Origin of the sequence: Pseudoalteromonas obscura (assembly GCF_030135505.1) — a bacterium.
GTDB lineage: Bacteria > Pseudomonadota > Gammaproteobacteria > Enterobacterales > Alteromonadaceae > Pseudoalteromonas > Pseudoalteromonas obscura.
This window is the reverse complement of sequence record NZ_JASJUT010000002.1, coordinates 152,508-166,783: the sequence shown is the minus strand read 5'-3', so window position 1 is coordinate 166,783 and position 14,276 is coordinate 152,508. Positions and strand designations below refer to the sequence as shown.

Here is a 14,276-nt window from a genome sequence, read left to right as displayed (position 1 = left end):
TATTTGGTTAGGGCGGGGGGTTAAGACAATTTAACCTCTTTAATAGTTTGATACGCCTCGACTTTAATCAAGGCGTGTATCATCTAGCTATTAACGGTTGGATGTGTTGATTTTATTGCTATAAACCCCATTTATTATTACAGGGTTATATTTAAACGCATGGTTCACATTGCCTTTCAACTAACCTAGGTTTTGCACTTGTTTCTGTAGTGGCGGTGACGGGTATGGTGACCAATGTCTTGTGTAGCCCACAATTAAACTGCCATACCATTTCGGAGAGCGTATCTTGGTGCCATTTAAATTCAATGGTGCGCTCGACACTCCACCCGCGGAATTTAAATAGTCCATCGCTAAGCGGTTCTAAAGTAAAGAGAGGCTTTTCATCTAACCAAAATTGCAGTTCACTATTGTTGATTAACTTTATTTGGCCACTAATGATGCCTAGGATACCGTCATCTGTTTCAAATATGCCTTTTAACAAAGCGGCTGAGATATCAAAGTCACACTGATATTTTTTAAGAGATTCAACAGCAAGCGGCTGGCTATTTTGATGGCTGAGTATCTGCTTTGCAGCTATTGCTTTTTGCTCAGATTGAGGGAATAGCTCAAGTAGTTTGTCGGTGATATAGGCATCAAAAATTAGGTGAATACGATGTTTGTCACTGCCATTATCTACGCTATGCGGTACTGAAAAGTCACCATACCACAACTCACCTTCTGGCCAGTGAAACTCCTCTTTACCAAACCTCATAATGACATTTTCATCAGTTTGAATAGGGATGTGTAATCTGACTTGGCCATATTGGAGCGCTACAAAAGTATCACAGTGCTCTTGTATTGACATGCCAGGCCCCATGGATGACAGCCTAACGGTACGAATATCACCACCGAAATACGACATCAGCTTACGAATATATGGAGTGTGTTTGCTCATCTCGTTATATTCATAGTCATGGATGCTTGGGCCTCCTGGGTCTGTCCGAGATTCGCTGCCACCTAGGGAGCGCAAACTGACCACTTTCCAGTTTCCACTATGATAAACAGTAGTATTTAATCCAGGGACATTTTCAGCAATAAAAGGAGACTCTTTGTGCCACTGAAGTCTTTGGATAATTTCTAGTTCTTTTTTTAGTTCTGGTAGGTCAATATCCATATTTAATTTACTGCATATTGAAAGTGACATTTCTAGCTCCTTTAACTTGCTAAATATAACTATTTAACTTTGGGTCGTTTTATTTTTATTTTAGTTTTTATGTTGTGGCTTTTTATTTGCCATCTTTTTATTTTTTTGCTTTTTTGTTTTTATTTTTGTGGGGCTAGGTGAGTAGAACCTTGTCATTCAACTCACCTATAGGGCTAGTTAATCTCCAGATTTCAAGCTATAGACAAGAGGTCTATTTAATATGGGTCTCAATGGTACGTAACAGGCAATCCAAGAAATTGCTAAAATCAGCGCAAGTGTGTATACGCCAATCGCAACAAGTTCAAAGCCTATATATTGAGAGAGTAAATTAGGGTCTATTAGATAAGCGATGATCAGCATAGCTGTAGCAATAGAGACTCCCACAGCATATGATTTGAGATTGTTTTTAAAGACAAACAAAATTAATTGCTTGCGTTTAGAGCCAAGTGCTAATCGCGTACCTAGTTCAAATTTGTTCATCTGAGTGGTGTAATTGAGAACACCGTAAAGACCCAAACCGGCTAGAATTGTGCTAATTAAAGAAATGGCGAGGGTAGAAATAATGGTAACAATTTCGCCAAATTGAGACATGTACTTTGTCTGTGCAAGTGACTCAAACTCAAACACAGCCAACTTCGAATCAATACCATAAATAATGTTAACGATATCAGTTCTATCAACTGTTTGATTGTCTTTAATTTTAATGAGCATGGACTGGTTTGCCTTGTCGATTGGAACGTATAAACGTGCCGCATCATTTTCAGCGCCCGGTACCATGATGTTATCTATTACACCAACAATGACGTGCTCTTTGTTTCTTACTAAGAGCTTTTTGCCTAGTGCACTGTCATTACCAGACAACAGCCTAGCAAAACCCTGATTGACAACAAGTGCGTTGCTATCACCATTGAGTTCGCTGCGGTCAAAGCCTTTCCCTTCGATGAAGGAAATATCTAGTGTATTGAAGTAGTTGCTATCAACACTTTTACCAATAGGAACAAAGTTCTCATTTGTTTCGACGTCAGTTGCGGCCCACATACTAAAAGAGGACAGCGGGGATTCGCCAAATGTGACAGATTCAACTTGCGGTAGCCTCTCTATTTGGGCTTTCGTTTCAACAAGTAGCGCTGCCATTTCATCCCACTTCACAGAATGCTTTTCCATATGCGAGAAGTTAACATTGACCAAGCCATCGATTTTCATGCCAAGAGGTTGGTTAACTTTCTTGTAGGCCTCTGAAAATAAAACAGAGGTTGCGAAAATGATAATGCTTGCAATGGCAATTTGGGCAACCATTAAACTGGAGCGAGTTTTTTGTGACACCTGTAAACCAGAGCCTTTACCACTTGATTGAATTGCGGCTCTTAGCTCTTTGTAATTTATCATTGATAAATTTACTCGAGAGAAGGTGAGTATCAGAACTACCATAAGTACAAATGCAGAAATGACGCTCATAAAGTTGAGGCTTAGCTCATTACTTCTTGGAAGAAGATCAGTGAAAAATGCTTGCATGATCTCAATGCCAACATAGGCGATAACAAGTCCAAAAATCGCCGCTGGTAGCATTAGTAATGTCGCTTCAAGCAAGAATATGACATGCAATTGAGATTTCTTTGCACCGAGAGCTGCGTTGATAGCGAGTTTTCGGTGTTGTTCAATTGTTCTTGAAATAAATAAGTTAGTGATGTTAGCCATGGCTATCAACAATAATGCAAATGCCCCAAGAACCAACATAGTCACTGTTTTTTGACTGTCACCTAATACTTTATCTTTCAATGAAGTGACGATTAGCTCGATTGACCACCCTTTGAAAAAAGGAATGCCGACATTATTTTGGTTAAAAAGCTCACTGGCTCTTGGTGATGATTGCTGAGCGGCAATATCTGCTGTCACACCTGCTTTTACTTTTGCAACGTAGACGATGCCACCATCAATGTACGACCAAGTTTCTTTGGCCATTGCGGAGTTTTGATCCCAAGTTAGCCAAACGCTTGTAGATGACTGATCTGCACGGATCCTTGGTTCAATAAAATCGGGTGATAAAACCCCGACAATTTTGTAAGAGATGCCATTAAAGCTCACACTTTGATCTAGTACGCCTTCATCTGAATTGAACATTTCTTGCCAAGTTTTGTGGCTCAAAACTGCTAGGGGTATGTGACTATTCAATCCTTCATCAGCTGTAAAAACGCGACCTAAAGACGTTTTCGCACTAGTGATATCAAACCACTCAGGTGTCACCGATGTGGTAGCAACGGTTGGTTGAGCACTATCTGATGTCATCACTGAGGTTGCATAAAACATCAGTGCACTAGCATCAAATGAGTCATTATTTTTGTAGATTTCAATGGCGCCAGGGTAGGTAAATGCATTACCCATCACGCCCCCTTCCGCATTTAGCGCTCTGTACTCAACCGTGACTAATCTCTCCTGATCAGGGTAGGGAAGTGGTTTGAGAAACATGTAGTATGCAAGCGTTAAAACAGATATAAATGCGCCGAGTGTTAAGCCAAGTGTTGCAATGACACCAAACATTAAGGTTGGCTTGCGACTCAGGCTCTTAATGGATTGTTTGACTACTAACGTTGAATTCTTCATACGGCTTCACTCAACTGTTCCTCTTCAACTTGCAAAACCCCGTCTTTTAGCTGGTATTTAGTTCTAGCCATGTCCGCGTATCTGCTGTCGTGAGTTACCATGCAAATCGTAGTCCCTTGCGCATTTAGCTCCTCTAAAAGCTGCATGACTTGATCACCAGTTGTAGAATCAAGGTTACCTGTCGGTTCATCAACTAATAAAATAGCAGGATCAGCGGCAAGTGCTCTGGCAATCGCAACCCTTTGCTGCTGACCACCAGACAGTTGATTTGGGAAGTGATCGAGTCGGTGTGACAAGCTAACTTTTTCTAAGCATTCTTTTACTTTTTTATCAATTTCTTCCGCAGCAAGCCCATCAGTGCGATAGGTTAATGGCAGAGCCACGTTGTCATAAACAGAAAGCTCTTCGATTAGGTTAAATGATTGAAAGATAAAACCTAGTTTAGTGTTTCTTACTTCGGCTGCCTGATCTTGAGTGAGTGATGTGACATCTTTACCTTCAATTTTTAGCTCTCCGCCACTCGCTTCATCTAACAGACCTATGATTGATAGCAGAGTAGATTTACCCCCACCAGAAGGTCCAGATATAGAAACGTAGTCGCCCTCGTAAATCTTAATATTAATGTCTTTTAAAGCATGTGTTTCGACAAGATCTGTATCGTAAACCTTGGACACATGATTTATTTCAATCTTGATGTCTTTGTTCATGGATTTTCCTTTATTGTTTTTTACTGGCTACTGTATGTCAAAGTTCGCTTTCCCTTTGACCTGTGTAGGTACGTCAGAGATGATGAACTCGTCATTTTCTTTTGCTCCAGAATTAATTTGGATGTATTTACCACTACTGTAGCCAAACATTAGATTTCTCTTTGATGCGTTTAGGCCGTCATTTGAAAGCGCATACAGCATTGCAGGTTGAAATGCTCTTGCGTCTTTTGGATGTTCGATAAATAGCGCGTTTTCAATTTCATTGATGACAATATGTCCGTCAATACTGCGCTGGGGACGTGCACTTTTAGGTAATTGGTTAGGCAGTGCTATCTCTACCGTGACTGTATTATTTTGTACTTCCGGGACGATACGGTTCACCGTGCCATTAATCTTGTCCTGGTATGTATCGATAACTGCATTTTGACCAATTTCTATGTATTGAGCTTGGCTTTGTGGCACTTGGAGCATCGCCATCAGGCTATTGCTACTCCCTATCATTAAGATTTCCTGTCCGGTGGCGAGGCTTTGTCCTTCTTCAACAGACAGGCGTTGAATAACTCCATTTGAATCAGCACGTACTTCGAGGCGATTTACCCTTTCTTGTGCGATATGCAGCTCACCTTCAGTTTGCCTCATTTGTTGTTGGCTAATAATGATTTTTTGCTCGTGAACTTTTTCTAGAGTCGCTATTTTTGTGGTTTGGATGTCATATTGAACTTTGAGTTTGTTCAATGACGAAAGGTTTTTGATATAATTGAGCCTAGACACGACACCCGATTCAACTAATTGTTTTTCAGCCTCATGTTGCTGTTCCATTGCTTCTATGTCTGCCTTGAGTCGACTGAGCGTTGACTGCTCATCCAGCATTGCCAATTCTTGAGAGAGTTCTAGCTGCTTAAGATTTGCTTCAGCTTGCGACATTTGTTTTTGTGCACTTTGTACTTGCTGATGCAGTTCAGGGTTATCGAGTACGACCAGTAAGTCATTAGGTTTTACAATCGCGCCTGGTCGCTGAACAATTTTTTTAACCGTGGCAGGCGTCATGGTTGTCAATACACGCAGGTCATTAGGTATTAAGGTGCCAAACCCCTCAACTTTTACAGTAAATAAACCTTTTTCTACTTTAGAGGTAACCATAGACTCTCCATCTACGGCTGCTCCAGATTTGACTGTTAACATATATGCACTGGCGATGAGCGCTAAGCTCGCTGCGACGATAACTGGTTTAGATACTTTAGGCTTTTTCTTTTTTTCTTTTTTAATATCCATTTCAATGAACCTTTGAGTTCCTCACTAATTTTCCAAATCTATCATAGTGAGTAGGGCTTTTATCAATTAATTATGCTGTTTACGCTTATGTTATACGGTAAATAAAGTTTTTTATTTTATTTAAATTATTTGTTTATATAACAAGTTGCTCAGGCTCTATTGCATTGTCATTAATAATTGTTACGAGATCTTTTAGTGCATTTTTATGTGTTTCAATAAAGAAGTGGCCACCATCATAGTGATTTATACTTATGGGGTTTTTACTAAATCCTTGCCATAAAGACAGGTTGCTTTGGTTAACATCTCGGTCTTCTTTACCGGTAAAAACGGTGATTGGCACATTAAGCTGGTGGGGTAGGCATTGATATTCTTCTGCAATTTTGAAATCCGCTCGAATAGAGGGCAGTAGGAGTTCCATAAGTTCTTCTTGTGCGAGTACTTCTGGTGGGGTTCCCCCAATAATATGAAGCTTTTCAATGAATTCATGGTCAGGCTTATCACTCAGCTTGACCACATCTTCATTTGAATTAGGAGCTGGACTCCCCGATACGACAAGCTGTAGCGGTTGCCTAACTGTTAATTGCTCTAACTCTTTGGCGAGTGCAAACGCAACTCTTGCCCCCAAACTGTGACCGAAAAATAGGTAGGGCACATCGCTGAGCTGTTTAAAATCAAACAGTAAAGAGTTAACCAGTTCTTCCATATTATCTATAGCGGGTTCAGAAAATCTTTTTCCTTTCCCAGGTAGACTGACGACAAGAACTTCAATGTCATTATCAATATAATCCGGCCAATCAGAAAATGTGGTGTGACCACCACCTGCATATGGAAAGCAAAAGACCCTAAATCTCGGGCTTGAAACCTGATTAATAGGCAGGAAGGACTTAAGCACTTAATGCTCCTTATTATTATAATTATTATTCCTAAAATATTAATAATAGGTTAGAGGATAAGGGCTGGCTTATTGCTGAAATGCATTTTCCAGTTGGCTACACACTTCTTGCCTTAATACAACCAGGTTTGATGTTCTGCATAAGTGAAAACTTGACAGAAACTCTAGTTTACGCACCTGTAACCTATTGGGTGATGTTATTATCATAAGTCTAACTTTGTCAACAATTTGGTTAGCTTTAATTTACGTTGAAATCAGTTTTAGCGAGAGAGGAAATGGATTGCCATTTCGATATTATTTGTTTTCGACACGTTTAGTTAACGAGTTTTCTAACTTGCAATGTTGGCCTGTATAAATTGCGGGCAGGGGGGCGTGAGTAGCTTGATTCGACAGTGTGGCGCGGCTGTATATCTACTTGTGGTGAGTTTTTATGTGTCTAAACTGTGTGAGAGAGTCAATTAAAGGCATTGTTACTCGTCTATATGTGATTTGATGTTGTTGTTTTAAATGTGCTTTATTTTTTGTTTGGAGATTTTTTAACTTCTATTGAAAATATTAAAACATTCATAATTTACAATGAAGGTGAAAATAACACTTTTAAGATTCGCTTTTAGTGAATGCCTTTCCAGCCCTTTATTGGCGCAGTGCGGCTAAAAATCAGGCAAAATTATCCATTATTCTTAATGGTATAGGTCTGTTTTTTTGGTGTTTACTTCGTTGACAATGATGTTTCAATTGTGCAACTATTGTAATAACTGGTTTAATCATAATAACAGTATCTAGAACCGAAATGTTAAGGAGTTAATAGTGGGCTCTAGATTAAAAAATAATAACGCAGTGGTGATCAGTTGGTTTTTTAGTTGCGAAAATGGATTTTCATATGCAAAAGGAAGGTTTTTTAGTGGCAAAAGTCTTGTTCGTTTAGTTGTAAACGGATTTTTTAGCCTAATCTCATTTTGTTGATCAAACCCCCTTCGCATTGGCTGAACTGCCACATGTCAATCACTGTTCTTATATAAAAATAATAAAAATCAAGAGATTAAATTTATGTTTAACCGCTACCCCATGCTGTCAAGGACAGGCGTGTTTCTGTTGCTACCTCTTATTTTGGCAGTCCTATATACATTCTCCTGGGTGAAGTCGACAATATTTGAAGAGGATTCAAGTTTTACTGTTCAAGGTATTGAGCAGGATATCTCTGTTACTTTTGATGAATTTGGGGTGCCGTCGATAGATGCGAATTCTGATCTAGACGCATTTTTTGCGATGGGTTTCTTGCATGCCAAAGACCGTATGTGGCAAATGGAAGTCCAAAGACGGATGGGCAAAGGCGAAACAGCTGAGATATTCGGACGAAGTAGTTTGTCTCAAGATATCTGGATGAGAACCTTAGGTTTACACGCGGTTGCAGAAGCTTCATGGGAGAATTACGACGACGATTTTAAGGCTGCAATGGAGGCTTTTTCTGCAGGTTATAACTCATGGCTTGCTCAAACGGATCAATTACCCGTCGAGTTTTCGTTATTCAATGTTGAGCCTAAACCTTGGACCCCTGTCGATTCAATTGTGATCGGCAAGTTGTTCTCGCTTATGTTGAGTTTCAACCTATCGCGAGAATTAGATGTTGTAAGAGCGATGAGTTTGCTGCCTGAACAGCACTTTAGGTCGCTTTACCCTGATATTCCACAAGCGCATATTTCTACATCAATCGCTGAACAAACCACGCTGGATATTGAAAATAACTATGTGCAATTGCAAGCTCAGCGATTTGGTAAACAGAAAGATTTAGGCAGCAATGGCTGGGTTGTTTCGGGTGAACACACGACAAGTGGCGCGCCCATTTTGGCAAACGATCCACACCTTGGTATTGAGCTGCCATCAATGTGGTATGCAGCGAAAATCAAAGGAGACAAAATAAACAGTGCAGGTATGACTTTCCCCGGTCTTCCATTTGTCATTTTTGGTAAAAATGAAGATATCGCTTGGGGTGGTGCGAATTTTACGATAGATAAACAAGACATTGTGTTACATGAATTTAATCCTAATTCGCCTAACCAATACGCATCGAGCACAGGTTGGAAGCCATTGGATATTGAAGTGCAACAAATACACATCAAGTCTGAATTTCCTGATGCATTAAGAACAAAGCAACCGCCTTATGAGTTGTTCATAGCGCGCACTGAAAGTGGCCCAATCATTGATTACGCACCGGGCTCTCTGAATGGCATGTCGCTGAAATGGACTGCGCTTGACGCCAATGATTTGAGCTTGAAAGCACTGTTGCAGCTCAACTACGCTAAAGATTGGCACAGTTTCAGAAACGCTTTAAGCCATTTAGTGTCACCTTCATTAAATGTATTTTACGCTGACAGAGCGGGCAATATTGGCATGAGTGCATCAGGTCTTATTCCAATTAGAAAGGTGGGGCAAGGCAAAGTACCGGTACCGAATACGCAGTTTGAGTGGACAGGCTATGTACCTTGGGAAGAGATGCCCTATATTTACAATCCGCCTGAAGGCTTTATTGCCAATGCAAATGAAAATTACCTGCCAACGAGCTACCCGTATTTTGTCGGCAGTGATTGGGCTGAGCCGACTAGAGCAAACCGTATTAAAAGCATCCTGAAACAACGTATCGACAAGGGAGAAAAGGTCGATGCTGAGTTTAACAGAGTGATGCAACTGGATGTCGTGGATGACAACGTACGTCACCTTCAACGTATTCTGACTGAACAATATGGATTTAACCCTGAACAAACGATTCGAAAAGGCTTTCTGACTTGGGATGGCGATATGTCTTCGGATTCCCCTTACCCTGCATTATACGTTTCATTTATTGAGCACCTCAGAGAAGAATTAGTTAGACCGCACTTTAAGCTAGTTGGAAAGGGGAGTGTTTTAGATAACCGAGTGTCTAGCCTAGTAAGCCGTGTCGAGGCTGGCACTTTATTGAGGTTATTAGAGGAAGAGCCCTATTGGTGTATTAAGCAACCAGCACAGCAACAACAGGCGTGTATCACTGTTGTCAACTCGGCATTTGACAAAGCACAAGCTGAATTAACCAAACTTGTGGGTTCAAACCCTGATAACTGGCGTTGGTCAGAGATTGTCAGCCGCGAATACACACACCGCCCATTGGGTGATATGGAAGCATTAAAGTCATCCTTTAAAACCTACATTAGTGGTGATGGTACGCCCCACACAATCAATGTGGCGAACTATCGTTTCGATGAAGACGAAGGCTATATTCAAAATGCAGGTGCAACCTTCAGGCATGTTTTTGAACTGACACCTGATATTTCTTATCACTTTATTAATTCCACAGGTCAATCTGGTCATATTTATAGCGCGCACTATGCAGACATGATGTCCATGATGCGCACCAATACACTGATTAACAGCACCGAATCAAAATCACAGTACACACTAAATTTGAGGCCAGCGGAATAGTCATGCGAGTTATTAAAGAAATTACCAAATATGCACCGAACTCGATTTTTGTTTCACTCGTATTTGGTGGCTTAGCGGGTGTTGTTTACACCGGGCTTATCCCTATTTTATTGATTGGTATTGAAGATCTCGTCAATGCAAACCAAAGCGGTAACACAGCTGTTGTCCTGGGTATTCAGGTGTCAAATGTTGCATTAGCCGGGTTGTTTTTAGCACTGTGTTTTGCCATTTTGATATTTAGAGTGCTCTCTCAGACCATTTTGCTCAAGGCAAGCTTTTTATTTGCCACGTCTTTTCGCAAAAAACTCTATGAAAAGGTGCTGGCAAGTAAGCTAGATAAACTAGAAGATACGGGTTCTGCGCGGCTAATTAATGCGTTAACAACTGACATCAATAATATTGTCGCCGGTGGTCAATCAGCGCCTGTACTGTTTATTAATCTGATCACCATTTTTGGTATGTTGATGTATGTTTGGGTGGTTAATTCAGCGGTGTTTTACTTTCTGATCATTGCGCTGTTAATTGGTGTTGTGACCTACCAAATTCCGCTCATTTTGGCTGGAAACTACTTTACTCGGTCAAGGGAGTGGAGAGATAAACTACAAGCTTCTTTTGAAGCCTTGTCTTATGGCACTAAAGAGCTCAAAGTCAATAAAACGCTCAGACAAGACTTCTTCCAGTCTGAGTTATTAAAGGCTGAAGAAAAGGTTAAGGACTACTCTACTAAAAGTAACATCGTTTACTCAATTACAGGTAACTATGGGGAAATGATCTGTTTTTTGGTCATTGGTACGGTTGTTTTTGCCTATTCGAATTATCAGCAAATAAGTAATAGCCAGTTGATTTCCGTGGTCATGATTATGCTTTATTTGACAGGGCCCATTGCGGCCTTGTTATCTGCCATTCCCAGTATTATGCAAGCGGCTATTTCATACAGAAAGCTCGATATTTTATACGATGAGTTGCAATCTGAAGGCTTTGCTGTCGATGTGAAAAAGCAGACCTCATGGCAGACTTTGCAGCTTAGAGATGTCGTATATCAATATGAAAAATCGCCCTTTTTTGTTGGACCAGTCAATTTATCCATTTCAAAAGGTGAGCTGGTTTTCTTGGTCGGCGGTAATGGTTCAGGTAAGTCGACATTAAGCAAGTTAACCTCTCTATTCTACAAGCCCACCAGTGGTGCACTCTATTTTGATGACGTACAAGTTGAAGATGCAAATGTAAATGGATTTAGACAAGGCATATTTACGATATTCACTGACTATTACCTATTCAAGAAAATCGGCTCAATTGATGAAAATGATCATCAAGAGATTAATGAAGTTAACAGGTTAATCGCAGATTTTGAGTTGGCGCACAAAGTTGAATACACCGGCTCAGGATTTTCACAAACTTCTTTATCTGATGGGCAAAGAAAACGATTAGCGCTGATCTCTGCGATATATGAAGACAAAGAATTGTACTTATTTGATGAATGGGCAGCCGATCAAGATCCCGAGTTTCGGGAGCGTTTTTATCGTCATATTTTGCCAATGTTGAGGGCAAAAAATAAAGCTGTACTAGTAGTAAGTCACGACGATAGATTTTTTGATGTGGCTGACAAATTAATATTTATGGAGACAGGGCAGGTTATAGAACAGCGCGAACACCAACACCGTAATCTTAACGCTAGCTAATACAGGTTTGAAAAAATGTATAAAAATAAATCTACTGTATTAAATATTGGCATCTTAAATTTGATGCCGGATTTGGATAATTACCAAAATGAACTTGAAACTTTGTTTTCAAGTTTGGGTATTTCGACAAAACTACACTGGCTGAAACTGAGCAGCAAACCCAGTTCAGCTTCTCAACCGACTGCACTTAAGCCTCCATACTCGTTGTACTCTGAAGTGACAGCAACGACCCAGTTAGATGGATTGATCGTGTCTGGTGCGCCGGTTGAAAAGTTGCCATTTTCAGAAGTCGTTTATTGGCAAGAACTACTGGCACTCATTAAGTCTGCGCAGCGTCGCGGCATTCCTCTATTGGGCATATGCTGGGGAGCGTTGGCAATCGCTAAATCCATTGGTATTGACAAAAAAGTGATAGAAGAAAAGCACAATGGCATCTACGACATGCAGAATAAGTCGTTCGGTCATAGTGCTTATTCGTGTTTAAAGCAAAGCTTTCCAATGCCCTTTAGCATTTATGCACATTTAAATGAAAGCGATGTCCATAGCCATCTAGTAAAAGGCGATGTGACAGTGCTTGCCGGTAACGATTGTTACCCTCATGCGATACTTCAAACAACGGATGAAATGAACACCATGTGTTTGGGTCATCCTGAATACACGTCGAATCGTGTTTTAAATGAGTGGTTGCGAGATGCCGCCAACAATCCCAACTCAGTGCCACCAGTCAATTTCGATTTAAATGACCCCAAACATTTTTGGAAATCCTATTCTGAACAATTTTTTGTGACCTGGTTGCAGCAACTAACCTCAATAAAAAAAGCTGCAATGGCACCGTTACTACAAGAATCAACAAATGGAGATGTCTTATTTTATGAGTAATCATGTTTATTTACGACCTGATGTTTATTTTGAACCGTTGTTTAACAAATGGTTTATGTGGCCGTATTTGATGTCACCAGCGACAGCAGCTATGAATTTAGTGAATCAGCATATGCGTTCAATGAAATCTTTTGTCGCGAACGCAAAGATCCACGCAAAATCAGTCAAGGCAAAGTCAATGACTGGCAGCTCGCTGATGAATTTACCGTTATCTCAGGTTGATGATGTTAAGCAGCTAATAGCAAAATCTCGCGACCAATATGGTGATTTATTTGAGCTAGTAGATGCCATCAGTGAACTGGACAAAATGTTATTGTCAGAGGCCAAAGGCATGTCACTTGAGCCTCTTTATGAAAAAATACCTGATCCGCTTCGAGGTCTTGTAGAGCTATGTTATGACTTGAATAACCAGCCGTCATTTCGCTTGATAGAAAGCCTATTTTATAAAACATCCTATTATAAAGAATGTGCCCAATCTGTTTGCTTGGGTCGCCTACACAGCTCAGAAAGAAAGTTTGTACTGTCGACCCCAAGATTTGCTGATGACGATCATTTGCACCTCAATATTCCACTCAATCATCCTTTTGTGAACACGCTATTTAGTATGCGTGATGTACCGCAAGAGCTCGATGACATCGCGGCCCAATTTGAGGCACTCGATATTGAGGGAAGCTTAAGTTTCGAAGAGTTATTTACAACTACGCCCCCGAAGAAAACCGCAAAGCCCGTTGAACAGGGTAAGGTTGAGATCGACTACCTTGGACATGCGGGTTTGATGGTTAGAACTGCAAGTGCAACTGTGATGGTAGACCCTGTTCTTGCATATATGAACGATGAGGAAGTGAACAAAGTCACTTTTGATGATTTACCAGACTCCATCGATTGTGTGATGGTCACTCATACGCACATGGACCATTTATGCATTGAAACCCTATTGCAGCTCAAGCACAAAATTAAGCAAATTGCGGTTCCTAAGAGTAACTCAGGTATGTTAGCTGACCCATCAATGAAGCTGATGCTAAATGCACTGGGGTTTTCAAATGTAGTTGAAGTAGAAGATTTAGATACCTTTGATCATGAAGACATCACAATAACTGCAATGCCATTTCTTGGTGAGCATGCAGACGTCAATATTCGCAGCAAATCTGCATGGCTCATAGAGTCCAAAGGCAAAAAGATCATGGCAGCAGCCGACTCGTCCAACATAGACCCCTATTTGTACAAAAGACTCAACGATTTGTATGGCGATGTTGATGTGCTGTTCATCGGCATGGAGTGCACAGGGGGGCCGCTAAGATGGTTATACGGCGCGTTGTTGACTTCACCAGTTTCGAGTGAAGTTAACGAAAGTAGACGTTTTAACGGTTCAGACTACAAAGCCGCTTCAAGCATTGCCGCCGCGTTCAATGCGAAAAGTGTATACGTCTATGCTTTGGGCATTGAACCTTGGTTTGGCTATTTCATGGGGATCTCTTACAACGAGGATGACGAGCAATTGGTTCAGTCAAAAATGCTGGTTGATGAATGTCACTCTAAAGGCATACCAGCAAAACAGCTGCAAGGAAGAGAGCACTGGGTTTTTAGTTAGTTGCCAATAAATCACAGGTCTCAATAAA

The 14,276-nt window shown here is 40.6% G+C and carries 9 protein-coding genes; 4 read left to right on the top strand and 5 right to left on the bottom strand.

Going from position 1 to position 14,276, the window contains the following annotated elements:
- Positions 1 to 151 precede the first annotated feature (151 nt).
- The 5 genes from QNM18_RS04750 to QNM18_RS04730 all read right to left on the bottom strand — a co-directional run bounded on the left by QNM18_RS04750 (position 152) and on the right by QNM18_RS04730 (position 6,652).
- Complete coding sequence (locus tag QNM18_RS04750; RefSeq protein WP_284136519.1) at positions 152 to 1,183, bottom strand: aspartyl/asparaginyl beta-hydroxylase domain-containing protein; 1,032 nt, start codon at positions 1,181 to 1,183, stop codon at positions 152 to 154.
- Between the two features lie 177 nt (positions 1,184 to 1,360).
- Entirely contained in the window at positions 1,361 to 3,781 is a 2,421-nt protein-coding gene (locus tag QNM18_RS04745) for an ABC transporter permease (protein ID WP_284136518.1), read from the bottom strand.
- A complete protein-coding gene (locus tag QNM18_RS04740) occupies positions 3,778 to 4,488 on the bottom strand; it encodes an ABC transporter ATP-binding protein (protein ID WP_211009530.1) in 711 nt (236 codons plus the stop codon). The genes QNM18_RS04745 and QNM18_RS04740 overlap by 4 nt, the downstream gene beginning before the upstream one ends.
- 27 nt (positions 4,489 to 4,515) lie before the next feature.
- Positions 4,516 to 5,760 carry an HlyD family secretion protein gene (locus tag QNM18_RS04735; RefSeq protein WP_211009529.1) on the bottom strand — a complete coding sequence of 415 codons (1,245 nt, stop codon included), beginning with the start codon at positions 5,758 to 5,760 and terminating at the stop codon, positions 4,516 to 4,518.
- Positions 5,761 to 5,893: 133 nt separating this feature from the next.
- On the bottom strand, positions 5,894 to 6,652 hold the full coding sequence (locus QNM18_RS04730) for a thioesterase II family protein (RefSeq protein ID WP_211009528.1): 759 nt from the start codon (positions 6,650 to 6,652) through the stop codon (positions 5,894 to 5,896).
- Positions 6,653 to 7,786: 1,134 nt separating this feature from the next.
- Between QNM18_RS04730 and QNM18_RS04725 the strand changes: the two genes are divergently transcribed.
- The 4 genes from QNM18_RS04725 to QNM18_RS04710 are packed head-to-tail and all read left to right on the top strand — an operon-like array spanning position 7,787 to position 14,248.
- Positions 7,787 to 10,102 (top strand): penicillin acylase family protein, encoded by a 2,316-nt coding sequence (locus QNM18_RS04725; protein ID WP_284136517.1) that lies wholly within the window; start codon positions 7,787 to 7,789, stop codon positions 10,100 to 10,102.
- 2 nt (positions 10,103 to 10,104) lie between these two features.
- The gene (locus QNM18_RS04720; protein ID WP_284136516.1) at positions 10,105 to 11,781 is read left to right on the top strand and encodes a cyclic peptide export ABC transporter; all 1,677 of its coding nucleotides are present in this window, start codon (positions 10,105 to 10,107) and stop codon (positions 11,779 to 11,781) included.
- Between the two features lie 15 nt (positions 11,782 to 11,796).
- Positions 11,797 to 12,660, top strand: coding sequence for a homoserine O-acetyltransferase/O-succinyltransferase family protein (locus tag QNM18_RS04715; RefSeq protein ID WP_284136515.1), 864 nt, complete (start codon positions 11,797 to 11,799; stop codon positions 12,658 to 12,660).
- Entirely contained in the window at positions 12,653 to 14,248 is a 1,596-nt protein-coding gene (locus QNM18_RS04710; protein WP_211009524.1) for an MBL fold metallo-hydrolase, read from the top strand. Before QNM18_RS04715 ends, QNM18_RS04710 begins: the two co-directional genes overlap by 8 nt.
- The last annotated feature ends 28 nt before the right edge of the window (positions 14,249 to 14,276 follow it).